Source organism: Hydrogenophaga sp., from assembly GCF_018780075.1.
Lineage (GTDB): Bacteria > Pseudomonadota > Gammaproteobacteria > Burkholderiales > Burkholderiaceae_C > Hydrogenophaga.
In genome coordinates, this window is the sequence record NZ_JADMKB010000039.1 from 1 (window position 1) to 25,835 (window position 25,835).

Annotated in this window: 26 protein-coding genes and 2 pseudogenes; 14 read left to right on the forward strand and 14 right to left on the reverse strand. The window is 67.9% G+C overall.

Annotated elements, in window-relative coordinates; translation table 11 throughout:
* The 4 genes from IV088_RS09330 to IV088_RS09345 form a co-directional block, all read left to right on the forward strand.
* Positions 1-290, forward strand: a 290-nt coding sequence (locus tag IV088_RS09330; protein WP_291100958.1) for an alpha/beta hydrolase, incomplete at its 5' end; no start/stop codon positions are given.
* Positions 291-328: 38 nt separating this feature from the next.
* Positions 329-1,600, forward strand: a complete 1,272-nt coding sequence (locus IV088_RS09335) for an acyl-CoA dehydrogenase family protein (protein ID WP_291100961.1) — start codon at positions 329-331, stop codon at positions 1,598-1,600.
* A gap of 84 nt (positions 1,601-1,684) precedes the next feature.
* Positions 1,685-2,608, forward strand: a complete 924-nt coding sequence (locus tag IV088_RS09340) for a M14 family zinc carboxypeptidase (RefSeq protein ID WP_291100964.1) — start codon at positions 1,685-1,687, stop codon at positions 2,606-2,608.
* Between the two features lie 140 nt (positions 2,609-2,748).
* Positions 2,749-3,726, forward strand: a complete 978-nt coding sequence (locus IV088_RS09345; protein ID WP_291100967.1) for a LysR family transcriptional regulator ArgP — start codon at positions 2,749-2,751, stop codon at positions 3,724-3,726.
* On the opposite strand, the gene IV088_RS09350 is transcribed toward IV088_RS09345, so the two are convergent.
* On the reverse strand, positions 3,713-4,168 hold the full coding sequence (locus IV088_RS09350; protein WP_291100970.1) for a fasciclin domain-containing protein: 456 nt from the start codon (positions 4,166-4,168) through the stop codon (positions 3,713-3,715). The genes IV088_RS09345 and IV088_RS09350 overlap by 14 nt on opposite strands.
* 228 nt (positions 4,169-4,396) lie before the next feature.
* Between IV088_RS09350 and IV088_RS09355 the strand changes: the two genes are divergently transcribed.
* Positions 4,397-5,035 (forward strand): TetR/AcrR family transcriptional regulator, encoded by a 639-nt coding sequence (locus IV088_RS09355; protein ID WP_291100973.1) that lies wholly within the window; start codon positions 4,397-4,399, stop codon positions 5,033-5,035.
* A 313-nt stretch (positions 5,036-5,348) separates the two neighbouring features.
* Here IV088_RS09355 and IV088_RS09360 read toward each other — a convergent pair whose 3' ends face one another.
* From IV088_RS09360 to IV088_RS09370, 3 genes are all read right to left on the reverse strand, one after another.
* Positions 5,349-5,771 carry a universal stress protein gene (locus IV088_RS09360; protein ID WP_291100976.1) on the reverse strand — a complete coding sequence of 141 codons (423 nt, stop codon included), beginning with the start codon at positions 5,769-5,771 and terminating at the stop codon, positions 5,349-5,351.
* A gap of 92 nt (positions 5,772-5,863) precedes the next feature.
* Complete coding sequence (locus IV088_RS09365; protein WP_291100979.1) at positions 5,864-6,733, reverse strand: metallophosphoesterase; 870 nt, start codon at positions 6,731-6,733, stop codon at positions 5,864-5,866.
* A complete protein-coding gene (locus IV088_RS09370) occupies positions 6,730-7,716 on the reverse strand; it encodes a LysR family transcriptional regulator (protein WP_291101028.1) in 987 nt (328 codons plus the stop codon). Before IV088_RS09370 ends, IV088_RS09365 begins: the two co-directional genes overlap by 4 nt.
* A 102-nt stretch (positions 7,717-7,818) precedes the next feature.
* Here IV088_RS09370 and IV088_RS09375 point away from each other — a divergent pair, with 102 nt between their 5' ends.
* Positions 7,819-8,388, forward strand: a complete 570-nt coding sequence (locus tag IV088_RS09375) for a hypothetical protein (RefSeq protein WP_291100982.1) — start codon at positions 7,819-7,821, stop codon at positions 8,386-8,388.
* 10 nt (positions 8,389-8,398) lie between these two features.
* Positions 8,399-8,902 (forward strand): hypothetical protein, encoded by a 504-nt coding sequence (locus IV088_RS09380; RefSeq protein WP_291100985.1) that lies wholly within the window; start codon positions 8,399-8,401, stop codon positions 8,900-8,902.
* Positions 8,903-9,020: 118 nt separating this feature from the next.
* Here IV088_RS09380 and IV088_RS09385 read toward each other — a convergent pair whose 3' ends face one another.
* Complete coding sequence (locus tag IV088_RS09385; RefSeq protein WP_291100988.1) at positions 9,021-10,895, reverse strand: phosphoenolpyruvate carboxykinase (GTP); 1,875 nt, start codon at positions 10,893-10,895, stop codon at positions 9,021-9,023.
* A 322-nt stretch (positions 10,896-11,217) separates the two neighbouring features.
* Here IV088_RS09385 and IV088_RS09390 point away from each other — a divergent pair, with 322 nt between their 5' ends.
* Positions 11,218-11,607, forward strand: a complete 390-nt coding sequence (locus tag IV088_RS09390) for a DUF4440 domain-containing protein (protein WP_291100991.1) — start codon at positions 11,218-11,220, stop codon at positions 11,605-11,607.
* Positions 11,608-11,666: 59 nt separating this feature from the next.
* On the opposite strand, the gene IV088_RS09395 is transcribed toward IV088_RS09390, so the two are convergent.
* From IV088_RS09395 to IV088_RS09405, 3 genes are all read right to left on the reverse strand, one after another.
* Positions 11,667-11,810 carry a hypothetical protein gene (locus IV088_RS09395; protein WP_291100994.1) on the reverse strand — a complete coding sequence of 48 codons (144 nt, stop codon included), beginning with the start codon at positions 11,808-11,810 and terminating at the stop codon, positions 11,667-11,669.
* A gap of 85 nt (positions 11,811-11,895) precedes the next feature.
* Entirely contained in the window at positions 11,896-12,339 is a 444-nt protein-coding gene (locus tag IV088_RS09400; RefSeq protein ID WP_291100997.1) for a PaaI family thioesterase, read from the reverse strand.
* A gap of 8 nt (positions 12,340-12,347) precedes the next feature.
* Positions 12,348-13,814: a mechanosensitive ion channel gene (locus IV088_RS09405; protein WP_291101000.1), complete on the reverse strand. Its 1,467-nt coding sequence runs from the start codon at positions 13,812-13,814 to the stop codon at positions 12,348-12,350.
* Between the two features lie 178 nt (positions 13,815-13,992).
* Between IV088_RS09405 and IV088_RS09410 the strand changes: the two genes are divergently transcribed.
* Together IV088_RS09410 and IV088_RS09415 are read left to right on the forward strand one after the other, a co-directional pair.
* Positions 13,993-14,460, forward strand: a complete 468-nt coding sequence (locus tag IV088_RS09410) for a hypothetical protein (RefSeq protein ID WP_291101003.1) — start codon at positions 13,993-13,995, stop codon at positions 14,458-14,460.
* A gap of 9 nt (positions 14,461-14,469) precedes the next feature.
* Positions 14,470-15,084 carry a hypothetical protein gene (locus tag IV088_RS09415; RefSeq protein WP_291101006.1) on the forward strand — a complete coding sequence of 205 codons (615 nt, stop codon included), beginning with the start codon at positions 14,470-14,472 and terminating at the stop codon, positions 15,082-15,084.
* Positions 15,085-15,105: 21 nt separating this feature from the next.
* Here the strand turns inward: IV088_RS09415 and IV088_RS09420 are convergent, their stop codons facing one another.
* On the reverse strand, positions 15,106-16,305 hold the full coding sequence (locus tag IV088_RS09420) for a threonine ammonia-lyase (protein WP_291101009.1): 1,200 nt from the start codon (positions 16,303-16,305) through the stop codon (positions 15,106-15,108).
* Between the two features lie 183 nt (positions 16,306-16,488).
* Here IV088_RS09420 and IV088_RS09425 point away from each other — a divergent pair, with 183 nt between their 5' ends.
* Entirely contained in the window at positions 16,489-18,903 is a 2,415-nt protein-coding gene (locus tag IV088_RS09425) for an ATP-binding protein (protein WP_291101012.1), read from the forward strand.
* Positions 18,904-19,125: 222 nt separating this feature from the next.
* Here IV088_RS09425 and IV088_RS09430 read toward each other — a convergent pair whose 3' ends face one another.
* From IV088_RS09430 to IV088_RS09450, 5 genes are all read right to left on the reverse strand, one after another.
* Positions 19,126-19,851, reverse strand: coding sequence for a glutamine amidotransferase (locus tag IV088_RS09430; protein WP_291101015.1), 726 nt, complete (start codon positions 19,849-19,851; stop codon positions 19,126-19,128).
* Positions 19,852-20,101: 250 nt separating this feature from the next.
* Positions 20,102-20,443, reverse strand: coding sequence for a hypothetical protein (locus IV088_RS09435; RefSeq protein ID WP_291101018.1), 342 nt, complete (start codon positions 20,441-20,443; stop codon positions 20,102-20,104).
* A 187-nt stretch (positions 20,444-20,630) separates the two neighbouring features.
* Positions 20,631-22,529, reverse strand: coding sequence for a DNA helicase RecQ (recQ, locus tag IV088_RS09440; RefSeq protein ID WP_291101031.1), 1,899 nt, complete (start codon positions 22,527-22,529; stop codon positions 20,631-20,633).
* A gap of 5 nt (positions 22,530-22,534) precedes the next feature.
* On the reverse strand, positions 22,535-22,954 hold the full coding sequence (locus IV088_RS09445; RefSeq protein WP_291101020.1) for a rhodanese-like domain-containing protein: 420 nt from the start codon (positions 22,952-22,954) through the stop codon (positions 22,535-22,537).
* A 104-nt stretch (positions 22,955-23,058) separates the two neighbouring features.
* The gene (locus tag IV088_RS09450; RefSeq protein ID WP_291101023.1) at positions 23,059-23,625 is read right to left on the reverse strand and encodes a hypothetical protein; all 567 of its coding nucleotides are present in this window, start codon (positions 23,623-23,625) and stop codon (positions 23,059-23,061) included.
* 105 nt (positions 23,626-23,730) lie between these two features.
* Between IV088_RS09450 and IV088_RS09455 the strand changes: the two genes are divergently transcribed.
* From IV088_RS09455 to IV088_RS09465, 3 genes and pseudogenes are all read left to right on the forward strand, one after another.
* Positions 23,731-24,777 carry a homocysteine S-methyltransferase family protein gene (locus tag IV088_RS09455; protein ID WP_291101026.1) on the forward strand — a complete coding sequence of 349 codons (1,047 nt, stop codon included), beginning with the start codon at positions 23,731-23,733 and terminating at the stop codon, positions 24,775-24,777.
* 22 nt (positions 24,778-24,799) lie between these two features.
* A pseudogene (locus tag IV088_RS09460) lies at positions 24,800-25,206 on the forward strand (ACT domain-containing protein).
* A 325-nt stretch (positions 25,207-25,531) separates the two neighbouring features.
* Positions 25,532-25,835 (forward strand): annotated as a pseudogene (locus IV088_RS09465) (hypothetical protein); the annotation flags it as partial.

A 25,835-nucleotide genomic window follows, 5' to 3' on the forward strand; every position in this document is an offset into this window, starting at 1 on the left:
GCGTGCCGGCCGCCACCTACCGCCGAGCGCTCGACTGCCTCGTCACCTTCGACCGCCAGGCCGCGCTGGCGCAGATCGGCGTGCCCACGCTGCTGGTCGGCGGCGAGTTCGACCGTGTGGCCGCGCCGTCGGTGATGAAGCAGATGGCGCAGGCGATCCCGAGCGCGCGCTACGTGGAGATGGCCGGGGTCGGCCATCTGATGAACCTCGAAGCGCCGGACGCGTTCGACCGCCTGCTGCTCGACTTCCTGCGCGAGCGGCCAGCCAAGACACGGCCCGACCTGCACTGAACCCCCAGAGAACACACACCCGAAGAGGAGACAAACGCATGACCACCCGCCCCGTCAACCCGAGCACCGGCCTGGACTTCACCCCCGCCGTCGGCGACATGCCCTTCACCCCGCTGCAGCGCGAGTGGCTGGCCAAGGCGCACGCGTTGGGGCGCGACAAGTTCGCCGCGCGCGCCGCGTTGTGGGACAAGGAGGCCAGCTTCCCGTTCGCCAACTACGAGGACCTGCGCGAGCAGGGTTTCCTCAAGCTGTGCGTGCCCACCGCGTTCGGCGGCGCCGGCGCCGACTTCCCAACCTACATGATGGTCGCGGCCGAGATCGGGCGCTTCTGCGGCGCCACCGCGCTGACCTGGAACATGCACATCTGCTCGACCATGTGGACCGGCGTGCTGGCCGATGGCATCGCCATGAGCGAGGAACAGCGCGCCGAGCACGCGGCGCGGCGCCAGATCCACTTCGCGCGCATCGTCAACGAAGGCAAGCTCTACGCCCAGCCTTTCAGCGAAGGCACGGCCGCGGCGGCCGGCCGCGCGCCGTTCGGCACCACGGCGAAGAAAGTCGAGGGCGGCTGGCTGATCAACGGGAAGAAGATCTGGGCCAGCCTCTCGGGCGCGGCCGACTACTACGGCGTGCTCTGCACCGAAGACAAGGGCGACCAGCACCCCGACGCGCGCGACACGCTCTACATCAGCGTGCCGGCCACGGCCGAGGGGTTCAGCATCAGTGGCGAGTGGGACCCGCTGGGCATGCGCGGCACCGTCAGCCGCAACCTCACCTTCAAAGACGTGTTCGTGAGCGACGATGAACAGCTCATGCCGCGCGGCATCTACTTCAAGGGCGCGCAGACCTGGCCGGCCATGTTCTTCACGCTCTCGCCCACCTACCTGGGCGTGGCGAACGCGGTCTACGACTTCACGGTGATGTACCTGCGCGGCGAGGTGCCGGGCGAGCCGCCGGTCAAGCGCCGCCAGTTCCCGACCAAGCAGATCACGGTGGCGCAGATGCGCCTGCAGCTCGAAGCCATGAAGAGCCTGTTCACCCGCGCCATCGGCGAGGCCAAACCCAACCCGAGCAAGGACGAGAAGCTGCGCCTGTACGCCGCGCACCACGCGGTGATGGAAGGCGCCAACGACCTCGCGCGGCTGGGCATCCGGACCTGCGGCGGCCAGAGCATGCTCAAGCACCTGCCGCTGGAGCGCCTGTACCGCGACAGCCGCTGCGGGGCGCTGATGCTGCCCTGGACGGCCGAGCTGATCCTCGACCGCATGGGCCGCGAGACGCTGTACGAGCCGGGCGAGAAGGACGAGTGAGTCCGGCGAGCAGATCGCGTCTCCCGGCCCGGCCACTGACAGCGCCGCGGGGGTGGTCTTCCCCAGGTCAATAGAATCGTCCCCATGATTCGAGACCGCCGTTCTTCGCCACGCCAGGGCCTCCTGGGCGCTGTTGTCCAACCCCTGCTGGCGTTGGCGCTGGTGTCGTGTGGGACCCTTGCACAGGCGCAGGGCAGCAAGGCGCCCGACAGGAACCCCGACCCCTGCGTCGAGTTCGTGGCCCGCCTGCCCAACATGCAGGCGCCGCTGTGCGCCTCGGCGCAGCTCAAGCCCACCGTCGGCCGCTCGGTGCAGGGCCGCACGCTGTACCAGCGCGACGTGGTGGCGCCCGACGCCAAGATCCGCGTGCTCGTGGTCGGCGCCATGCACGGCGACGAGCTGTCGTCCGCCTCGGTCGCGCTGCACTGGATCCAGCGCGCGATGGAAACGCCGTCCAACGTGCACTGGCGCTTCATCCCGGCCCTCAACCCCGACGGCCTGATGGCGCGCCCCGCCAAGCGCGTGAACGCCAACGGCGTGGACCTCAACCGCAACTTCCCCACGCCCAACTGGACCCGCGACGCCAAGATCTACTGGGAGCAGCGGACCAAGAAAGACCCGCGCCGCTGGCCCGGGCCGAAGACCCTGTCCGAGCCGGAGTCGAAGTTCTTCTTTGACGAGATGGAGCGCTTCCAGCCGCACCTGATCGTGAGCATCCACGCGCCCTACGGCGTGCTGGACTTCGACGGCCCCACCGTGCCGCCCGCGCGCCTGGGCCGCCTCTACCTGGACCAGGTCGGCATCTTCCCGGGCAGCCTGGGCAACTTCGGCGGCGTGCACAAGGGCATGCCGGTGGTCACCATCGAGCTGCCCAGCGCCATCCGCACGCCGCTGGACGCCGAGATGCGCCAGATGTGGCTGGACCTGCTGCGCTGGATGAGCGAGCGGGTGGTGCCCGAAGAGGCGGGCGGTCAGGCCTTGCCGGTGAAGATGAAGAAAACGGGTTGAACCCTCGGGCCTGCCGCCTGTCGCGGGCGGCCCCCGCATCGGTGTTTTCACACACCGCGCCAACCTGAGGACTCATTAAACTCCGGGCCTTTGCATCAGCTGGCCTTATGGCGCCCGCGAGGCGATGCACCGGAGACCGCATGAGCACCTTTGATCCCGACGCCCTCGAGTGTCTTGCCGCCATCATCGAAGAGGGCGGCTTTGAACGCGCGGCGCAGCGCCTCTCGATCACCCAGTCGGCGGTGTCGCAGCGGCTGCGCGCGCTGGAGGCGCAGGTCGGCACCGTGCTGATCGTGCGCAGCCGCCCGCTCAAGCCCACGCCGGCGGGGCAGCTGATGCTCAAGCACGCCAAGATGATGCGGCTGCTGCGTGCCGATCTGGAGAAGGACCTGAAGGAGCTGGCGCCCAGCTCGGCCGGCGGCGGGCGCGACGAAGAGCGCATCTCGGTCGCGATCAACGCCGACAGCATCGCCACCTGGGCGCTGCCCGCGCTCGACAGCCTGGCCCAGCAGGGCCTGCCGATCGAAATCATCACCGACGACCAGGAGTTCACCCACGAGTGGCTGCGCGAAGGCCAGGTGCTGGGCTGCGTGACCTCGCTGGGCCAGGCGCTGCGCGGCTGCAAGATGGAGGCGCTCGGCAGCATGGACTATGTCGCCGTGGCGCAGGCCGGGTTCGCGGCGGCGCACTGTCCCAAGGGCCTGAACGCCCACAACTTCCACAAGCTGCCCTTCGTGGCGTTCAACCGCAAGGACAACCTGCAGCACAGCTTTGTCACGCAGTCGTTCGACCTGCCGCGGGTGGGGCTCAAGCAGCTGTTCGTGCCGTCCAGCGAAGGCCAGGTGCGGGCGGTGCTGGCGGGCTGGGGCGTGAGCGTGTTGCCCGAGCTGCGGGTGCGCGACCTGCTGCGCAGCGGCGAGCTGGTCAACCTGGCGCCCCGGCACCGTCTCGACGTGGCGCTGTACTGGCATTGCTGGAACCTGAGCTCGGACCTGCTGGACGCCCTCAGCATGGCCTTGCGCGATGCGGCGGCGCGCAACCTGTTGCCGCCCGGGCAGCCAAAAGCCCCGCCGAGGCGGGGCTCGAAGCGGGCGCCGAAGGCCCTCACTTCGGCATGATCACGCTGTCGATGACGTGAATCACGCCGTTGTCGGCGGCGATGTCGGTCTTCACCACGTTGGCGGCGTCCACCTTCACACCACCCATGGTGCTCACGGTGAGTTCGCTGCCCTGCACGGTCTTCACCTTGCCGGCCTTCACGTCGGCCGCCATCACCTTGCCCGGCACCACGTGGTAGGTCAGCACGGCGGTCAGCTTGGCCTTGTCTTTCAGCAACGCGTCGAGATCGGCCTTGGGCACCTTGGCGAAGGCTTCGTCGGTCGGCGCAAACACGGTGAACGGGCCCTTGCCCTTGAGCGTGTCCACCAGGCCGGCCGCTTGCAGGGCGGTGGCCAGGGTCTTGAACGAGCCGGCCGCCACGGCGGTGTCGACGATGTCCTTGGCGTGGGCGCTGCCCAGGGTGGCCAGCGCGATGACGGAAGCGATCAGGGTCTTTTTCATGGAAGGTCCTTGGAAGGTGGGTGGGAGAGGTTGAACAGGGCCTGACCATCGGGCACCACCGGACCGGGTTCCGGGGCGTGCGTGGATCGGTTCAGATCGCTGTTGGATGAAATATATACCGATCAGTAACTTCAAATACCGATTGGTTTGTATTCATACCGCATGGTGTGGTTATCGACGGATTCGTCGATCTGGGGCAAAATGCGCTCAAATCCCCAAGGTACGTTCATGGCCAGCGCCGCTTCCACCGTTTCAACCCCCGCCCCTCCCAAACGCAGCTTCCGCGAGCAGATGCACCTGGCCCGCGAAGACGCCATCGTCTCGGCGGTGAACCGCCTGCTGGCCGAAAAAGGTTTTGAGGCCATGACGGTCGACGAGGTCGCCGCCGAGGTCGGCATCGCCAAGGCCAGCCTGTACAAGCACTTTCCCAGCAAGGAAGACCTGGCCGCCGCCGCCATGGTCCGGGTGATGAACCGGGCGCGGGCTTTTCTGGATTCGCTGGACACGGCGCAGCCGCCGCTGGCACTGTTGCGCCGCGTGGCGGGCTGGACCATGGAGGTGCAGCTGGCGGGCGAAATGCCGTCGCTGCCGAGCGAAAACTCCAGCCTGCGCATGGCCCTGACGACCAACAAGGCCTATGTGGACGGGCTGATGGACGTGAGCGACCGCCTCGGCGCCTGGATCACCGCGGCCCAGGCCGACGGCAGCGTCAACCCCGCGCTGCCCCCGATTGCCGTGCTCTACACGCTGTACGCCAGGGCCTGCGACCCGGTGCTCGGCTTCCTCAAGGGCTCGGGCCTGTACACCGACGCCCAGATCATCGAGATGGTGCTGAGCACCTGCTTCGACGGCCTGGGAAAAAGGTAACCCCCCGCGCCGCCTGCGGCGTCACCCCCCAGGGGGCGATGCGAGTGGCCCGGCGAAGCCGGTTCCACCGCATCCTGGGCGGGCACACCTGCGCCGGGTGGCCGGTTGGAATGGCGGAACACGGCGCGAGGAGCTGAGACGAAAAAATACCGGGTCGTGCAACACGCCCGGTATGGGGTCCATCAAAGCGCTGACCGGAGCGCACGGATGGTGGAATCGCGAATCCGCCAGCCCAGGGGCGCAGCGGAACCGGCTTTGCCGGGCCGCCACGCGCGGCCCCCTGGGGGGTGACGCCGCAGGCGGCGCGGGGGGGTCAACGGACCAACATCACCGGCACCGTGCAATGTGCCAGCACCTGCGTGGCCACCGAGCCCATGACCAGATTGCCCAGGGCGCTGTGGCCGTGCGAACCCATCATCACCAGGTCGAAGTCGCCGGCGCTGGCCTGCTTGGCGATGGCTTCGCCGGGCGAGCCGGTCTTGTGCACGACCTTGGCCGTGATGCCCTTGCGCGCCAGGTACTTGACCACCGGGTCGGTGACCTTGGCGGCCTCTTCGGCGTAGTAGCCGTTGGCCACCTCGGCGCCCACGGCCGCGCGGGCGCGGGGGGGCAGCGGGAGCTGCACGGTGAACAGGGTGAATTCGTTCTTGGCGCTGAACACCTCTTCATGGGTGGCCAGGTAGGCCAGCATCTTCTTGGTGTACGAACTGCCGTCGACGGCGAGCAAAATCTTCATGGTGTTCTCCTGGAGAGGGGTTTCGCAGTTTAAGCGGCGTTTCACGCCTCCACCGTAAGGCATTCCACGCATGCAGGCTGACCTTGACTTCGTCAGACCGTGATGAGTTGCTGGGGCTTGAAGCTGAGCTGCTCGCCCTTGCTGGCGTAGCCCAGCGGGTTGGCCACGATGCGGCAGCGCCCGATCTGCACATCGGTCGGGCAGTGCAGGTGGCCGTGCAGCCAGAGGTCGGCCAGGGGCAGCAGCTCGTCGAGCGCGTTGCAGAAGCCCGCCGTGCCGGGGCTCAGGCCGTAGCGCGGGTCGGCGCTGTGCAAGGTGGGGGCGAAGTGCGTCACCACCACCGTGCGGCCGTCGAACGGCCGGGCCAGCGCCTCGCGCAGCCAGGCCTGGCACGCCAGCCCCAGCTCGCGCATGGCGGCCGCGTCGAACAGGGCGCCCGCGCGTTGCCCGGCCATCTTGACGAGGTAGAAGTTGGCGGCGCGAAACGCCCGCTCGCGCTGGCGCAGGCGCTCGGTTTCGGTGGGCGCGGAGGCCTCGCTCGCTTTCGCGGCGGGACCATTTCCTTTGGCTGCACCCACCCCTGCAAGGGCGTCGTAGTCGCTCCAGAGCGTGGTGCCGACGAAACGCACGCCGTCGATCACGGCCGTTTCGCGCTCCAGCCACTGGATGCCCAGGCGGTCGCAGGTGCGGCGCAGTTCCTGGTGGGCCTCGTCGAGGTCGAGCGCGTCGTACTCGTGGTTGCCTGGCACGTAGAGCACCGGCACCGGCCAGCCCGCGTACTGAGGCAGTGGCGAAAAGCGCTGCAGGCCCCAGTCGGGTTCGGGCATGACGCTGCCGTCGCGCCGCTTCTGGTACGAGCCCACGTCGCCGGCCAGCACCAGCAGGTCCGCGCCCGGCGCCGGCACCGCGCGAAACAGCGTGTCCGATTCAAGGTGCAGGTCGCTGAGCAGCTGGAGGTTCATGCCGGCATTGTCGTCGGCGCGTCCACGCCGCTGGCGAAGCTGCGTTGTGCGGCCCGCTCGACCGCCGCGCGCAGCCACTGGTGCGCGCTGCTGTGGGCGGACTGCCGGTGCCACAGCGTGTCCACGTGCACCGCGGGCACGGGCAATGGCAAGTCGAGCAGCGCCAGTTCGGGCTCGATGCCGGTGACCTCGACGAAGTGGCGTGGCAGCACGGTCAGCAGGTCGGTGGTGGCCACCACCCGGCCGGCGGTGAAGAACTGGTTCACGGTGATGACGATCCGGCGCTGGCGCGAGACGGCGGCGAGCGCCTCGTCGACAAAACCGAAGGGCCGGCCCGAAAAGCTCACCAGCAGGTGGCGCGCGGCGCAGTAGGCGTCGAGCGTGAGCGGCTTGCCCGCGAGCGGGTGGTCGCGCCGCATCACCACCACGTACTCGCCGTCGTACAACCGCTGGTGCAGGAAGCGCGGGTTGTGTTCCTGCAGGTGGATGGCGTTGAGTTCGGCGATCACGCCGGGGAAATGGCCGATGGCGAGATCGGCCGAGCCCGAATCCAGCAGGTCGCGCGGGTCGCGCGTGGTCAGGGGCACGATGCGCAGGTTCACGCCCGGGGCCTCTCTTTCCAGCACGTCCACCAGCCCGGGCACCAGCTTGGCGGCGGTGGCGTCGGCCATGGCCAGCACGAACGCGTTGCCCGCCGTGGCCGGATCGAAGCGGCCGGGCGAGATCGATTCGCGCAGCTGTGCCAGGGCGTCGCGCACCGTGGGCCACAGCGCCAGCGCCACCGGCGTGGCCTCGACGCCATAGCCGGCGCGTTTCACCAGCTCGTCGCCCAGGCTCTCGCGCAGGCGCTTGAGCGCGTTGCTCACGGCCGGCTGGGTCATGGCCAGGTTGTGGGCCGCCCGGGTGAGGTTGCGCTCGGTCATCACCTCGTCGAACACCCGCAGCAGGTTCAGGTCCAGCGTGCGGAAGTTGGGCTCATTCATCATGACTGTGAATGTAATTCATCACAAAAATAAATTGGCGTGACATGGGGGTTAACCCTAATATTCACCTGTCCAAAAGACATTTTTTGCAAGGAGTTCGACATGAGCACCGTCTTTTCACCCTCTCCCGCCTCGGTGGGCATCAGCCCCACGGCCTCCACCGAGCACGGCACCTACCGCGCGGGCCGCCGTTTTGACGGCTCCCGCAGCCTGGCCGCCATGTTGCTGGCCGCCGCCGTGGCCGCCCTCGTGGTGCTGGCCGACCAGATGATCAGCACCTGGGCCGACGGCCACCTCTTCCTCGGCTGGGTCGCGCTGTGGGTCGTGGTCTTCGCTGGTTCCGTCCTGTTTGCCGGCACCGCACGCCAGCTGGCCCAGGCCACCTTGCGTTCCCTCGACAGCTGGTCGAAGTCGATGGCCGAAGCCCGCGCCGAGGCCCGCCTCTGGGACCTGGCCCGCACCGACCCGCGCCTGAAGGCCGAGCTGCTGCAGGCCCGGGCCCGCGAAGCCGATGCCGCCGACGCAGTGGCCACGCCTGCCGCGGCGAAGGACGACTTCTCCGACGCCCTCGCCCCCATGGGCCTGGACTCGGGCATCCGCTCGCCCGCCCTGTTGCGCCGCTGGGCCCAGATCGAAATGCGCCGCCACGCCGGCTACCTGCCCTACCTGTAAGGAGCACACCATGAGCACCGTTTTTTCACCTTCGCCCGCTGCGCTCGGCCTGAACAGCACCCGCACTGGCGCAGCGCCCGACACCCCCCGCCCGCATGGCCGCTTCGACGACGCCCGCGGCCTGGCCACCCTGCTGCTGGCCGCGGTGGTTTCTGCGCTGGTGGTGCTGGCCGACCAGGTGATCAGCACCTGGACCGACGACCACCTGTTTCTGGGCTGGCTCGCGCTGTGGCTGGTGATCCTGGCCAGCACGGCCCTGTTCGCCGCACCCGCCCGCCACCTGGCGCGCCGCGCACTGCCGGCGCTGCGGGGCTGGGCGCAGGCGATGGCCGAAGCGCGCGCCGAACAGCAGCTCTGGCACGCCGCCCACCGTGACCCGCGCCTGATGGCCGACCTGATGCAGGCCCGCCAGCGCGACCTCGACGACGAGCAGCATGACCGTCAGCCCTGGGGCCGCTACCCCGAGCGCCTGAACGAAGGCCGTGAACAACAGATTCACCTGAACCACGCCTGACCATTCAGCCGCGTTCACCATGAAAAAAGCCACCGGGTCCGGTGGCTTTTTTTGTGCCCGGGATCGGTCACCCGGGGGCTGACAGCGGGCCGGCAGATCGTGCCCGCCCCCTGGATGGTTACGCCGCAGCGAGGCGCTGTTCCAGCGCGGCCTTGGTCTCGACCAGCGCCTGGGGCAGGTGGTAGGCCAGCTGCTCGAAGTGGGCGTCGTGCAGCTTGAACTCTTCGGCCCAGGCGGCCTTGTCGATGCTGGTCACGGTCTGGAACTGCTCGGCGTTGAAATCCAGGCCGGTCCAGTTGATCTCGGCGTAGGCCGGGGCGGTGCCGAACATCGTGGTTTCGCCTTGTGCGGAGCCTTCGATGCGGTCGATCATCCACTTGAGCACGCGCATGTTGTCGCCGTAGCCGGGCCAGACGAACTTGCCGTCGGCGCCCTTGCGGAACCAGTTCACGCAGTAGATCTTGGGCAGCGTGCGGCCGCTGGCTTCGAGCTTGTGCTCCATGTCCAGCCAGTGCTGGAAGTAGTCGCTCATGTTGTAGCCGCAGAAGGGCAGCATGGCGAACGGGTCGCGGCGCACCACGCCCTGGGCGCCGAAGGCGGCGGCGGTGGTTTCGCTGCCCATGGTGGCGGCCATGTACACGCCCTCGGTCCAGCTGCGGGCTTCGGTCACGAGCGGCACGGTGGTCGAGCGGCGGCCGCCGAACATGAAGGCATCGATCGCCACGCCGTTGGCGTCGTCCCACTGGGGGTCGAGCGCGGGGTTGTTGGTGGCGGCGACGGTGAAGCGCGAGTTCGGGTGCGCGGCCTTGGCGCCGGTGGCCTTGGCGATCTCGGGCGTCCAGTCCTTGCCCTGCCAGTCGATCAGGTGCGCGGGCACACCGCCACCGTCTTTCTCCATGCCTTCCCACCACACGTCGCCGTCGTCGGTCAGCGCCACGTTGGTGAAGATCACGTTTTTGTCCAGCGAGCGCATGCAGTTGGGGTTGGTGTGCATGTTGGTGCCGGGGGCCACGCCGAAGTAACCCGCTTCGGGGTTGATGGCGTAGAGCTTGCCGTCGGCGTGCGGCTTGATCCAGGCGATGTCGTCACCGATGGTGGTGACCTTCCAGCCCGCGAAACCGGCCTCGGGTGGCACCAGCATGGAGAAGTTGGTCTTGCCGCAGGCGCTGGGGAAAGCGGCGGCCACGTGGTACTTCTTGCCCTGGGGGTTGGTCACGCCCAGGATCAGCATGTGCTCGGCCAGCCAGCCCTGGTCGCGGCCCATGTTGGAGGCGATGCGCAGCGCGAAGCACTTCTTGCCCAGCAGCGCGTTGCCGCCGTAGCCGGAGCCGTAGGACCAGATCTCGCGCGTTTCGGGGAAGTGAACGATGTACTTGGTGGTCGGGTTGCAGGGCCAGCTCGTGGTGTCCTTCTGACCTTCGGCCAGGGGCGCGCCCACGGTGTGCATGCAGGGCACGAAGTCGCCGCTGTCGCCCAGCACGTCGTACACGGCCTTGCCCATGCGGGTCATGAGCTTCTGGTTCACGGCCACGTAGGCGCTGTCGGTCAGTTCGATGCCGATGTGGGCGATGTGCGAACCCAGCGGGCCCATCGAGAACGGCACCACATACATCGTGCGGCCCTTCATGCAGCCGTCGAACAGCGGCTGCAGCGTCTGGCGCATCTGGGCCGGCTCCATCCAGTTGTTGGTCGGGCCGGCGTCTTCCTTCTTGGCGGAGCAGATGAAGGTGCGGTCTTCCACGCGCGCCACGTCCGACGGGTCGGAACAGGCCAGGAACGAGCCCGGGCGCTTGGCCGGGTTCAGCTTCTTGAAGGTGCCGGCGTCGACCAGCTGCTGGCACAGGCGGTCGTATTCTTCCTGGCTGCCGTCGCACCAGACGATATCGGCGGGCTTGCACAGCGCGACCATGTCGGCCACCCACGCGATCAGGCGGGCGTGTTTCACAAAGGAAGGGGTGTTGAGGTTCAGGCCCTGCATCACGGGAGAGTTCATGGAAAAAGGCTCCAGAAGTTGTAAAGCGGCAGGCCCAAGCGACACCAACAGCCGCTGGCCACGGTGAAACGGGCGGGCGGCTGAAAAAGATCCCTTGGGCGAATAAGGGCGGTCGGCGCTCGGGGCTGCTGGCGTGAGTCGAGAGCAGCGCAAAGGCCAAAAAGAGGGCGGGTGAACCCGGGTTTTGGTCCGCGTGTCGGCCTAACCCGCTGATTTTAAAAAAAACCCGGGTCAGTTACCGGCAAGTTACATGCAAGACTTGCATAACCTGATGCCGATTTTCCTGCTGCCGGTCCCCGCGAGCGGGCGCTAGAGTCGGGGCATGGAACCCCAACTGACCTTGGCGCCGCACCTGGCGCCCCTGCTCGACGAGCTGCGCCCGCTGGAAAACCTGTACCACGCCGCGTACCCCGACGCCACTGCCCAGGACTTCGACCGGCTGGTCGATCCTGCTTTCTGGGAGGTGGGTGCGACCGGCCGTCCTTACAGCCGGGCCTTTGCTCGCCAGGTGCTGGCCGACCGCCACGGCCGTCCCGACCCGGCCACCTGGCTCACCGACGACTACCACCTGCAGGAAGCGGGCCCGGGTGTGTACCTGCTGACCTACCGCCTGCGCCAGCCCAGCCGGGTGACGCGGCGGCTGACGGTATGGCGACGCGAGGGCGATGCTTGGCTGGCGCTGTACCACCAGGGCACGGTGGTCAGCGTCTGAATCGCGCACGCAAAAAAGCCGCCCCAAGGCGGCTTTCGCGGGAGGCCTGAACCGGGGAATCAGGCCATGAACACGGCGATGAAGGCCAGCAGGAAGATCAGCACGGCGCCGGCCACGGGCAGCACGACGGGCATGAGCGGAACGATGGACTCCACCACGTCATGCGGCTGGTCGGTGTGGCTGTCGTGAGCGGGGTGGGACATGGAACTCTCCGGATGTTTTGACAAAAATCAGCCGCAATTCTAAGCGTGGGCCGTCCCGGCGCCCAGCGCCAGGGGCGTCGGCGGCTCAGAGCAGGGCGTAGGTGGTGCTGGCGCGGCACACGCTTTTGCCGTCGCCCGCCGCCACGATGTCGATCTCGCCGAACACCAGACTCTTGCCCGCGCGCAAGACCCGCGCTGTGACCAGTGCGTCCTGGTTGGCCAGCGGCTTGAGAAAGCTGCTGTTGAGCTGCACCGTGGTCATGGGCCGCTGGTTGCCCAGGCGGGTGACGATGGCCAGCACCATGGCGGTGTCGGCCGCGGCCATCAGCGCCTGGCCGCAGACCATGCCGCCGATGCGGCTGAGCGCCGGGTTCTGCGGCAGGCGCAGCACCACCTCGTCGGTCTGGAAGGATTCGACCCGCAGGCCCAGGGTCTGCACCCAGGGCGCGAACCAGTCGCTGAGCGCGGATTGCAGGGTGTCGGTGGTGACGGCGGGTGCGGTATCGGGGGCGTGGGGGGCAGAGGTCATGGGCAGCGTCATGGTTCGTCGTGGCGGCGGAAGCGGGACAGCCAGTGTTCCATGAGTTTGCCCGCCGCCTCGCGGCCACCGAGGCCGAACGACAGGGCCACGGCCACCGCCACGGCGCCCAGCGTGAGGCCGAAGGCGAGGTTGACGATGTCGTCGGCGATGCCCATGGCGCGCAGGCCCATGGCGATCACCAGCGCCAGGATGGCGAAGCGGCCGATGCGCGCCAGGCCGCGCGATGCCGGCCCGCTGGCGCGGTCGATGGCGTCGTAAGCCACGTTGGCCAGCCAGAAGCCGATCACCAGGATGGCCGAGCCGAGCAGGATGTCACCGCCGAAGCGGATGAAGGTGGACACGATGTCGCTGACCTGCTTGAAGCCCAGCTGGGCGGCGGCCTCGACCGAGGCGAACAGCATCGCGAAGAACAGCGCCACGCGCCCGACCGTGGCCGAGGCGCTGGTGGTCTTGAAGGCGTGGGCCAGGCCCACGCGCTCGGGCAGGGTGTCAAAACCCAGCGTGGCCAGCAGGCTGGCGAGCAACTGGCTGGCGAACGACGCCACCAGCCAGGTCACCACCAGGATCAGGCCCGCCGCGATGATGTGCGGCACGGACGCCAGCATCATGCCCAGCATGTCGGTGGCGGGTTTGGAGATGGCCTCGATCTTCAGCGCGTCGAGGGCGGCGATCAGCGAGGGCAGGAACACCGCCACGAACACCAGCATGCCCAGCACCGCCGACGGCTTCACCGTCTCGTTCAGCCCGGCCCGGCCGCCCAGGCGGTCGATGCCGGCGGTGCGGCTCAGGTGGGTGGTGATGTTGCGCAGCACCGTCGCCACGATCCAGCCGACCGCACCGATCACAAAGGCGCCCATGGCGTTGGGCAGCATGTCCAGTGTCTTGGTCACCATCGCCTTGAGCGGGTCGAGCAGGCCCTCCATCTGCAGCGCGCCGAGGATGGCCGGCACGAAGAGCAGGATCACCAGCCAGAACAGCGCGCCCGAGAGGCTTTCGCTGATCGGCGACATGTCGGCGTGTTCGGAGAGCTTCTCGTCCAGCGTCGTCTTGTCCAGCAGCTTCTGCGACAGCGCCCGCACCACGCTCGCCACCAGCCAGCCCACCAGCGCCAGCACCAGACCGCCGAACACGCGCGGCGCGTAGGCGAACAGCTGGGTGGCGAAGGCCGAGAACGGGCCGGAGACGATGGCCAGGTTCAGCGAGTTGAAGACCGCGACCAGCGTGAGCAGCAGCACCACCCAGAACAGCCCGAGGCCGACCGCGCCCTCAATGTCCACGCCGGTGCCCGTGAGCTTGCCGAAACGGTGGTTGACGCCAATGAAGCCCAGGCTTTTGCGCACCGCCGCGCGCACGATCACGGCGATCAGCCAGCCCAGAATGAAGATCGCCAGCGCCCCCAGCAGCTGGGGAATGTGCGTGCCGAGGGTGCTTTGCAGCGAATCCCACAAGGTGTTGGTGTTCATGAAACGCCTCCGTTGGTCGACCATCGTCAGGGGCTCATGATGCAAGCGGGAATGGCACAGCGTCAACCGCCGGAGGGCTTCCACATTCCGTTACAGGCTCGACGCTGGAGGTGGGGAGGGCACCGGGGGGGGTGCATAAGATGCTCGTGGAATGCGGGCAGGTCTCGTGGCCTTGTGCATGGTTCAAAAATTCAGCAAGGGAGCAGTGATGGTCATGGGTGCACGAACCGCGAAGCAATGGCTGCCGACGGCCTTCAAGGCCGGCGTGTTGTCGCTTCTGGTGATGTTCAATTCAGCTTGTGTGGGGGCCTCGGTGGAAAAAGAAGTCGACAAAGTCTCTTTGGTGGACGCTTGGAACATCAAGATGACGCGGCATGACGCGAATCATGTCTTGATTTCTTACCAGCCCCTTGTGTCCAGCGCGATCAAATACCCGGGTGCAAACATCCAAAGCGACGGCAAAACCCTGCGTGTGAGCTTGCCAAAATGCCTTGTGACGCGCCAATGCCAGGTCACGGTGCCATCTGCGGTCAAAGGGCCGCCGGGTGCAGAGTTCTGGTACGAGGTGGTGGTTCCCTACAAGGGGGAAACGGTGCTGGTGGACGGCGATGGCCCCGTGGTCGAAGAGCTTCGGCTGTCTCGCTGAGACCTCACCATGTCAGACACCATTCTGGGCATCCACAGCAATGTTCGGCCAGGGATGATCGATCCGTCTACAGGCAAGCCGACGGATCCCGGCCTGACCGATGGACACGGATGGCTGCCGGTCGCCCGAGATGGCAAGACAACCACCTACGGTCTGTGGCCCGATGATCATTCCCGAGTGGTCGAACAAGGCTGGAACAACGGTGAGGGGAGCGACGTGCGTGCCGGCATGGAAGACAAGTCCAGGGGACATGCCGCCAGCGGCCTTGTTCCCCAAGCCTGGAACCTCCTGCGCGACAGCGGGCACCACGTCCGCCAGCTGGCCGAGCGGCACGGTCTGCCCTGGAATCCCGGCATGGACAACACGGTGGCTGCGGTGGCGCAGCAGGCACGCGCCGATGGGCTCACCGGCATCAACCAGTTCAACGTGAAAGACGGCCAGATCCGCTACGGCCAATACGACGGGTACACCCTGAAGGACGGCCGCGTCGACGCTCGCGTGGCGGCGAACACGCCCGAAGCAGTCTCGCGCGACGGGTTGGCCCAGACAGACCAGGCTATGAACCAGCAGCAGCCCGAACAGGCACTGCCCGAGAGGTCCCCGCCCGCGCTGCAGCGCGCCTGACGCCCGCCGGCGCACCCGCTCTCAGACCAGCGCCGCCTCGAACCCCTGTGCCTGCAGCTGCCGGATCACTTCGGCGATGTGTTCGCGTCCGCGTGTCTGCAGCACCAGCTCGATCGACACGTTCTGCGCCGCGAGCAGGGTGAAGGCGCGCTGGTGGTGCACTTCATCCACGTTGGCGCCGGCCTCGGCCACGATGGCGGTGATGCGCGCCAGGTTGCCCGGCACGTCGCGTGCGCTGACCACGATGCGCGCGAGCCGACCGGCGCGCACCATGCCGCGCTCGATGATCGAGGCCAGCAGCATGGGGTCGATGTTGCCACCGCAGAGCACCAGGCCGACCCGGCGGCCGGCGAAGCGTTCCGGGTGCTTGAGCACGGCGGCCAGACCGGCGGCGCCCGCGCCCTCGACCAGCGTCTTCTCGATCTCCAGCAGCATCACGATGGCCTGTTCGATGTCGCCCTCGTCCACCAGCAGCATGTCGTCCACCTTGTCCCTGATGATGGCTTCGGTGATGGTGCCGGGTGTGCCCACGGCGATGCCTTCGGCGATGGTGCTGTTGCCCTGGGGCAGGTGCGTGCCCTTGATGGCGTTGTACATCGCGGGGAAACGTTCGGTCTGCACGCCGACGATCTGGATGTCGGGCCGGATCGCCTTGGCGGCGGTCGCCATGCCGCTGATCAGCCCGCCGCCGCCCACCGCGATCACCAGGGTGTCGATGTCGGGTTGCGCGCGCAGCATCTCCAGCGCCACCGTGCCCTGGCCGGCGACGATGGCCTCGTCGTCGTAGGGGTGCACGAACACCAGGCCCTCGCGCGCTGAGAGCTCGCGGGCGTGGGCGCGCGACTCCTCCAGCGAGTCGCCGTGCAGCACCACCTCGGCGCCGAAGCCGCGGGTGCGCTCCACCTTCACGCCCGGCGTGAAGCGCGGCATGACGATCACCGCACGCAGGCCCAGGCGCTGCGCGTGGTACGCCACGCCCTGCGCGTGGTTGCCCGCGCTCATGGCCACCACGCCGCGCGAGCGCTCCTCGGGCGTCAGCTGCACCAGCTTGTTGCAGGCACCGCGCTCCTTGAACGAGGCGGTGTATTGCAGGTTCTCGAATTTGAGGAACACCTGGCAGCCGGTGAGCTGCGAAAGCGTGCGGGATTCCACACACGGCGTGTCGAGCACCTGGCCGTTCAGGCGCAGGGCGGCGGCTTCAATGTCGTCTCTTTTCAGCATCGCCCGATTGTGCAACCGGTACCCCGTCACAGATGGTCGGGAAAAGCCCCACAAATCGCTGGATCACGCTCCATGACGCTCTTCCATGATTCATCAAGCTGGGTTATGGTCCGCTTCAAAGCCGCCTGGCGGTCGCGCATCCCCCCTGTGGTGGTCCCCGTTGTGATGACTGGAGGTGTCCGAATGAGCAAACGCCTGTTGCAGCGCAAAGCGCCTGCAACACACACCGTGCCCGAGCCACGCCCGGGCCCCGAGCCCCGGCACAGCCCGGCGCTCGATGCGCGCGTGTTCGTCCCCTCCAGCCTGCGCCACGCGCCGGTGCTGGACCTGATGTGCTCCCACTTCGTGCTCACGCTCGCCGCCCGTCAGGGGCAGCGCTTCAACGTGCGCCGCGACCTCAACACCCTGCTGGCCCTCGCCGGCCGCCACCTGGTCTGGCCCCTCACCGTGCTGACCCGGCTGCGCGGCTTCCTGGAGCGTCGCTGCAAAGACAACGAACTCTGGACCGGCCACGACACGCTCTCCACCGCCGCCTTCATGGAGCGTTACGGCGTGTGGCGCGGCCCCTATGAAGAAGGCACGCTGTTCTTCTACCTGGACGAGTACGCCAAGGAGTCGCCCAAAGACCTGCTGTCGGTGCTGGCCGTCACCGGCGACTGGCTCAGCCATGCGCTGAAGAAGCAGTCCACCCTGGTCGAGAAAAACATCGACGCCCTGGCCGGCCTGCTGCAGCTCAACCGCGCCGAGCGCGCGCTGCTGCTCTACGGCACGCTCGCGCGTTATCAGCGCGACCTGCGCTCCATCCTGGTGGAGTTCAAGGTCAACAACGCGCCCGAGGCCTACGCGGCGATTGCCGACGTGGCCGGCGTGAAGGCCAGCGAGGTGGGCGAGGCGCTGCGCGCCGGCTCGCGGCTGGAGCGCATCGGCATGGTCGAGAACCTGATCTCCGAGCACAACATCACCGACCTGGCCGACCTGATGAAGGTCAGCGAAAAGCTGCCACCGGTGCTGATGCGCGAGTACCGCAACGAGAGCGAGTTGATGGCGGTGTTCACCCGCCCGGCCGCGCGCTCGGCGCTCAGCGGCAAAGACTTCGACTACGTCGCCGACGACGTGAACCTGCTGTGCTCACTGCTGCGCGAAGCCGTGGCGCGCAAGGAGCCCGGCGTCAACATCCTGCTCTACGGCCCGCCCGGCACCGGCAAGACCGAGCTGGCGCGCGTGGTCGCGCAGGCCGCGAGCCTGGAGCTGTTCGAGGTCGAGTATGCCGACCGTGACGGCAACGCGCTCTCGGGCCGCGACCGTTACCGCTCGCTTCAGATCGCGCAGGTGTTTCTCAAGGGCACGGCGCACTCGGCGCTGCTGTTCGACGAGGTCGAAGACGTGTTCCCGCCCATCTCCAGCGAGGCGGCCCAGTACATGGCGCGCGCCGATCAGGTCACCGCGCCGCACAGCGGCAGCGTGAGCGGCAAGGCCTGGGTCAACCAGATCCTCGAATCCAACGCCGTGCCCACGATCTGGGTCACCAACCGCATCGAGCAGATCGATCCGGCCTTCCGCCGCCGTTTCGCCTACCACCTCGAACTCAAGAGCCCGCCGCCCGGCGCGCGCGAGCAGCTGGTGCGCAAGACGCTCGAAGGCGTGCCGGTGTCCGAGGCGCTGGTCGCGCGGCTGACGGCGCGCAAGGGGCTCACGCCCGCGCAGATCCGCACCGCCGTGCGCTTCGCTCACCTGGCCAGCCCGCCGGCCAAGGCCAAGGGGCGGCGCAAGGTGTCGGCCGTGGCGGCCGGTCCGTCGCTGGACGACCTGATCGAGCGCCAGCTGCGCAACGCCGATCTGGCGCTGGGCCGCACGCCCGACGCCGGCATGCGCCCCGAGGTCACGCAATACAGCCTGGACATGCTCAACGTCAGTTCGCGCTACGAGCTGCCGCGCGTCGTCAACGCGCTCAAGGCGCGCGGGCACGGCACGCTGTGTTTCTACGGCGCGCCCGGCACCGGCAAGACCGCGCTGGCCGAGTACCTGGCCCGCCAGCTGGAGCGCCCGCTGATGATCCGCCGCGCGAGCGACCTGGTGAGCAAGTTCGTGGGCGAGACCGAGCAGCAGATGGCCGCCATGTTCCGCGAGGCCGAGGCCGAGAAGGCCGTGCTGCTGCTGGACGAGGCCGACAGCTTTCTGCAGGACCGGCGCGGTGCCCAGCGCACCTACGAGGTGACCGAGGTCAACGAGATGCTGCAGGGCATGGAGCGTTACAACGGCATCTTCGTCTGCACCACCAACCTGCTCGACAGCCTGGACCAGGCGGCGCTGCGGCGCTTCACCTTCAAGATCCAGTTCAAACCGCTCTTGACCGATCAGCGCCGCCGCATGTTCATCGTGGAGGCGCTGGGGGGTGACGAGGCGGCCCTGAGCCCCGAGGTGGCGGCGCGGCTGGCCAAGCTGGAACAGCTGTGCCCGGGCGACTTCGCGGCGGTGAAGCGGCAGGTCGAGATCCTGGCCGAGGCCTTGACGCCCGAAGACTTCGTGTCCCAGCTCGAAGCCGAGCACCGCATCAAACCTGAAGTCAGGGAAGCGCGTGGCATGGGTTTTGTGAATTAGAGAGCTCCCCCCGCGCCGCTTGCGGCGTGCCTTGCAGGCCGCGCCACCGTCAGAGCCGGTGTCACTTCGGGCTGTCCAAGTCTGCGCAGGCAGACTTGGAGCCGCAGCCCTCAGCCCCCTCAAGGGGGCGGCGCCTGCGGGCCGGGAAACCCGGACCCGCGGCGCCCTGGGTTGGTCGCCTCGCTCCGAACCCATGCCCGGAGCGAAACGGGCAGCTGGTGGTCAGCTCGCCAGCGCCAGCCGCGCAAACCGGGGCAACACCGACGCCGCCTCTGGCGTGGGCCTGAGTGCCGCGGCGATCTGTGCCGCATCCCGTCCTTCGCGCTCCAGCACCGGACCCAGACCCTCCAGGTAGCTCCGCAGCGCCTCGTCTGAAAATTCGGGGTGGAACTGCACGCCCCAGGCGTTGCGGCCGACGCGGAAAGCATGGTGCGGTTCGAAGGCATTGCCCGCCAGCAGCACCGCGCCCGGCGGCAGGCGCCGCACCGATTGCCAGTGCGTGGCCTGCGCGTCGAACGCATCGGGCAGATCGCCCAGCAGCGGGTCCTGCGCCGCAGCGGCGTGGCGCTGAACGGAAACGGTGCCGATCTCCACGCCACCGGGGTGGTGGGCCACCTCGCCGCCCAGCGCGTGGGCCAGCAGCTGGTGGCCGTAGCAGATGCCCAGCACCGGTGTCTCGGCCTGCACCGCCTGCTGAAGCCAGGGCACCAGCGCCTCGCTCCAGGGTTCGCGCTCCGACACCATGGCGTGCGAACCCGTGAGCACGATGCCCGCCACCGCCTCGGGCGGGGGCGGCGGGGCGTCGCCCTGGGCATCAAACACCACCACCTCGGCCCCGCCGTCGCGCAGCCCCGCCGCGATCCAGTCGTGAAAGTCGCCGAGGCGCTCGCGGATGTGGTCGTGGGTCGATCCGGTCTGGACGATGAGCAAGGGGCGGGCAGCGGTCATGGGGCGATTCTAGAAAGGCCCATGCCGTGCAAGCGAACGCCCAAAAAAAAGCCCGTCACAAGGACGGGCCAGAGGAGGACGTTCACAACAAAAAAAACGAAAAACGGGACATGCAGTTGAAGAGCACCGGGGACAAAGGTCCCTCTCCGGCGAAAGTACCCCTAACCCAGAACGCCGCGGAACCGGCTTCGCCGGGCCGCCAGCGTTGCCCCCTGGGGGGTGACGCGCCCCCAGGCGCGGCGCGGGGGGGTCAATGAAGAAGTGCCATCGGCCCCGAAGGCAGTTCGTCTGGCGCATGGTCCGGATGGTGTTCGACAAAGAAGCGCAGCTTCTGGTCCAGGCGGGCCACGCGGTTGTGCGCGACACCTTCGCAATGGTGTTTGGAAATCAGGTTGAACAGCTTGCCGCGCAGGAACCACAGGTCCTTGGGGCTCTGGCAGCCGATCAGCGCGGCGTGCAGCCGCGTGCGCAGAGGGTCCTTGATGTCGGCCATCGCGTCTTCAAACTCGTCCACCAGAAAGTCCAGCTCAAGCACCTCGGTGTCGTGGTAGATCGGTTTTTTCTGACCAAACCAGGGCAGCTTGAAAAACATGGGGGAACTCCCGGGAGGTGATCGTGGGCCGGGCAGGGATGCTCCGGTATCCCCCTCTTCATCGACCGGTCCCGCCGCGCCTTGAGCCTTGGCAGCGAAAGACACCCACCCGCTCCGATGGGCGGTCGCCGGGCGTCAAGGGGGTCAAACGATGGTTGACACCGTGGCGGTGCGGACCGCCCACCGATCAATCAAAAGCACTCACCACCCGAAGCACCTCGGCGCCGTAGGCTTCGCGCTTTTTCTGCCCAATGCCGGCCACGCCGTCCAGGTCGGCCATCGAGCGCGGTTTTTGAGCGGCGATCGCGCGCAGCGTCGCGTCGTGAAAGATCACGAAGGCGGGCAGGTTGTGTTCGCGCGCCACCTCGGCGCGCCAGGCCTTGAGCGCGTCCAGGCACTCGCGTTCCGCGAGCGACAACGGCTTGCCGTCGGGCGCCGTGGCCGCCGTGCTTTTGCTGCGGGCGCTGCTGCGCGAGCTGGTTTTTTTCTCGCTCGCGTGCCGCAGCCAGACCGGGGTCTCACCCTTCAGGATGGCGCGCGCCGCGTCGGCCAGGTGCAGGGTGTTGAAGTGCGCCGAGTCCACGGTGATCGCCTCGCGCGCGATCAGCTGGCGCATCAGCGCGCGCCACTGCGTCTCGCCCAGGTCGGCGCCGATGCCGAAGGTGCTGAGCTTGTCGTGACCGTATTGCGTGACCTTCTCGGTCACCTTGCCGCGCAGGATGTCCATGATGTGGCCGGCGCCAAACGCCATGCCGCTGGACTGCTGCACGCGGTAGATGCAGGAGAGCAGCTTGCGCGCGGACTCGGTGGCGTCGTCCAGCGCGGGCGGGCTGATGCAGTTGTCGCAGTTGCCGCAGGGCTTGCTGGGCTCACCGAAATACGAGAGCAGCCGAACGCGCCGGCAGTCGCTGGCCTCGGCCAGCGTCAGCAGCGCGTCGAGCTTGCCGCGCAGCACCTGCTTGAACTCGTCGGCCGCAGGGCTCTCGTCGATCATGCGGCGCTGGTTCACCACGTCCTGCAGGCCGTAGACCATCCAGGCGTTGGCGGCCTCGCCGTCGCGGCCGGCACGGCCAGTCTCCTGGTAGTAGCCCTCGATGTTCTTGGGCATGTCCAGATGCGCCACGAAGCGCACGTCGGGCTTGTCGATGCCCATGCCGAAGGCGATGGTCGCGACCATGATCACGCCTTCTTCGCGCAGGAAGCGGTCCTGGTGTTTTTGCCGAACGGCGGCGTCCAGGCCCGCGTGGTAGGGCAGGGCGTTGAAGCCGGCCTCGCGCAGCATGCCCGCCACCTCTTCCACCCGCTTGCGCGACTGGCAGTACACGACCCCAGCATCGTGGCCGTCGGCGCCCGAGTGCTCGTCGCGGATGAAGCGCAGCAGCTGTTGGGTGCCGTCTTTCTTCTCGACGATGGTGTAGCGGATGTTGGGCCGGTCGAAGCTGCTGACGAAGCGGCGCGCGTCCTGCAGCTGCAGGTGCGTCACGATGTCTTCGCGCGTCAGGTCGTCGGCGGTGGCGGTGAGCGCCACGCGCGGCACGCTGGCAAAACGCTCGTGCAACACCACCAGCGCGCGGTACTCGGGCCGGAAGTCGTGACCCCACTGGCTCACGCAGTGCGCCTCGTCGATGGCGAACATCGACAGCTTGCCGCGCTCGTGCAGCGAGTCCAGCAGCGCCAGGAAACGCGGCGTGGTCAGGCGCTCGGGCGCGGCGTAGAGCAGGGTGATCTCGCCGCGCAGCATCTGCTTCTCGATCGCCTGCGCCTCTTCGCTGCTGAGGCTGGAGTTCAGGAAGGCCGCGGCCACGCCCGCTTCGAGCAGCGCGCCCACCTGGTCGTGCATCAGCGCGATCAGCGGCGACACCACCACCGTGAGCCCATGGCCGCCGCGCTCGCGCACGATGGCGGGGATCTGGAAACACAGCGACTTGCCGCCGCCCGTGGGCATCAGCACCAGGGCGTCGCCGCCCTCGCTCACGTGGCGCACGATGTCGGCCTGCGGACCGCGGAAGGCGTCGTAGCCGAACACCTCCTGCAGCACGCCGGCGCAGGTCTCCAGGGTTTCGCCTTCGGAGGAAATGTCGATCAGCCCGCTCACATCTGCTCCCAGGGCAGGCCGTCGAAGCGCCAGCCGTTTTTCGAGGATCGCTTGAACGCGTCGTTGAGGTCACCCTCGAAGCCATGCACCACGTGCAGCACCTCGGTGAAGCCCACCGCCTCCAGGGCGGCGCCCGCGTCCAGCGTGCGTTTGCCGCTGCGGCAGATCAGCAGCACCGGGCGCTGCTTGTCGCCCGCTTCGGCCTCGACCGCCGCCGCAAACCGCTGGGCATCGGGTGTCAGGTCCGGGTACTCGTACCAGGGGATGTTCTCCACGCCCGGCGGGCGCCCCACGTAGAGCGATTCGATCTCCATGCGCACGTCCACGAACAGCGGCGCGTCCTGGCCCTCGGCGGTGCGGCGCGCGGTCTCGGCCTGCAGCCAGGACCAGGCTTGCGTGGGGGTCAGGTGTTTCATGGGCGTCTATTGTCGGGGATGGGGCGTGGGCGCCGCCATCAACCGGCCGCGGCGCCAGAGGACCGGGCCGCGCACCGCCGGCATGGACCGCCAGGCGGCGAGGTTCAGGGCAGGGCCGTCGCCGTCAGCGTGATGGAGAACAGCACCTTGCGGAATTCCGGCCGAAACACCTCCGGGTCTGTCTCGCCGAGGTTGCGCGTGATCAGCGCGCCCGGCATGCGCGGGTAGGTGCCGCGCCAGTAGAACCGCCGAACCGGTTGGCCCGCGTCCACCTCGTCGGCCGAGAGCTGCGCCACGTACCGCTCGTCTTCGGGGGCGCCCGTGGCCGAGAGACCCACCGCCGTCGACACCAGCCGCCATTGGCACGCGCTGTCCGGTCCTGCGTCGGGCGGGGCTTCGTTGCGCACGGTGGCGGTGTAGCGGTGTTCGTCGAGCCGGGTGAACGGGATGGGCAGCGTCTTCTCGGCGGCGGCCTGTGGGCAAGCCTCGGCCCGGTAGAGGGCCTCTCCGTTCACCGACCCGAAAGGCCCTGGTGCGCGCTCGATCTGCAGCGCGATCGCATGACCACCCTCCGAGGCGCCACGCTCGCAGCCCAGCAGCGGCCAGCACAGGCCCAGCGCGCAAGCCAGCCGCGCCAGCCGAAGCGGCAGAACCTTGTGGAAAGCCCTCACACACACCTCCTGAATCCGGGTCGCGGCCAGTCGCGGCCAGTATAGGCAAGGGCCTGCCAATCCCCCACGGTCCGGGCCACCGACCCCGTTTCCTACAATCGGCGGATGAACTCCCCCGCCTACACCCGCGCCCAGGCGCTGCCCGCCATCCTTTCGCAACGCATTGCTGTGCTCGACGGCGCCATGGGCACCATGATCCAGCGCTTCAAGCTGGGCGAGGCGCAGTACCGGGGCGAGCGCTTCAAGGACTTCCACAAGGACGTCAAGGGCAACAACGAGCTGCTGAGCCTGACGCAGCCCGACGTGATCCGCGACATCCACGAGGGCTACCTCGCGGCCGGCGCCGACCTGATCGAGACCAACACCTTCGGCGCCACGACCATCGCACAGGAAGACTACGACATGGCCCACCTGGCGCGCGAGATGAACCTCGCTTCGGCCCGCATCGCCCGCGAAGCCTGCGACAAGTTCAGCACGCCCGACAAGCCGCGCTTCGTCGCTGGCGCCCTCGGCCCCACGCCCAAGACCGCCAGCATCAGCCCTGACGTCAACGACGCCGGCGCCCGCAACGTGACCTTCGAGCAGTTGCGAGCGGCCTACTACGAGCAGACCGAAGCGCTGGTCGAGGGCGGGGCCGACGTGCTGCTGGTCGAAACCATCTTCGACACGCTCAACGCCAAGGCCGCGCTGTTTGCCATCGACGAGTATTTCGAGAAGAGTGGCGAGCGCCTGCCGGTCATCATCAGCGGCACCGTGACCGACGCCTCGGGCCGCATCCTCAGCGGCCAGACCGTGACCGCCTTCTGGGCCAGCGTGCGCCACATCCAGCCCCTGGCCGTGGGCCTGAACTGCGCGCTGGGCGCCACGCTCATGCGCCCCTACATCCAGGAGCTGGCCAAGGTCGCGGGCGACACCTTCATCAGCTGCTACCCCAACGCCGGCCTGCCCAACCCCATGAGCGACACCGGCTTCGACGAAACACCCGACGTCACCAGCCGCCTGCTGCGCGAGTTCGCCGCCGAGGGCCTGGTGAACATCGTGGGCGGCTGCTGCGGCACGACGCCGCAGCACATCGGCGCGATCCATGAGGCGGTGGCTAGCCAAGCGCCGAGGGCGGTGGGGCGGTCGGTTTTCTACAAAGAAGCTGCCTGAGATCGGGCATGGCTTGAGCGTCATGGACCCACCCATCGCTCAACTCGCTGTCCTGCTTGGCGCCATGGAGCCCTCCCTCCACGCGGGCGTCTTTGCCTACTGCGTCGTGCCTCATGGTGCAGATATGTCGGCGTTATCTCCTGTGGCGACGGTCTCTGAGTCCGAAGGACTGACCCTGGTCCTTCCGGAAGAGCAAGCCATCGCTGCACACTTGCCCGTGCTGTTTCGTGCAGCCTGGATCACGTTGACGGTGCACTCGGACCTTCAGGCCGTGGGTCTGACGGCGGCCTTCGCCACGGCACTGGGAGCGGCGGGCGTGAGCTGCAACGTCGTCGCCGGCGCTTTCCACGACCACATCTTTGTTCCTGTGGAGCAAGCGGACCAGCCATGGCTGCGCTGAGGGCCCTGCAGCGGTCGTCCGCGACCTGAGGGCAACCGAACTCTCCCGTGCGCCGACGTGTTCGTTTTGCGCGCATTCTCTGCGAGTGGACGCGTCACCTTCAGTCAAATCCTGAAGGTCTTTCAATGTGTGGGGCCAGCCACCCGCCCCCACAATCGCGGCTTCCCATCAAGGGGAGTAACCAATCCGCCACCGGACGCACAGCCCGGCACCGGCGGGTGGGGTTTCCGTCAGTACGTGGCCTGATCGTTCGCGAAACAGGCCGCCGGAAACCCCGGGTCGGGCGCCATGCCCGGCTCCGGCCAGACCTTGGGGGTGTTTGCCCGTCAACACCAACCCAAGAAGGTCTTTTTCATGGAAACCATTGCGCCACTCTGGCTGTGGATCGTTTTTGTCGCGTTCGTCCTGGGCGCGCTGTTTGTCGACTTCGTGCTGCTCAAGAAGCAGGGCGCGCACGAGGTGGGCGTGAAACAGGCGCTGAACTGGTCGCTGGTCTGGGTGGGCCTGAGCTTCGTGTTCAACGCGCTGTTCTGGTGGGCGGTGAAGGACAGCACCGGGTCGAGCGCGCTGGCCAATGAAAAGTCGCTGGAGTTCCTGACCGGTTACCTGATCGAGAAGAGCCTGGCGGTGGACAACATCTTTGTCTTCCTGCTGATCT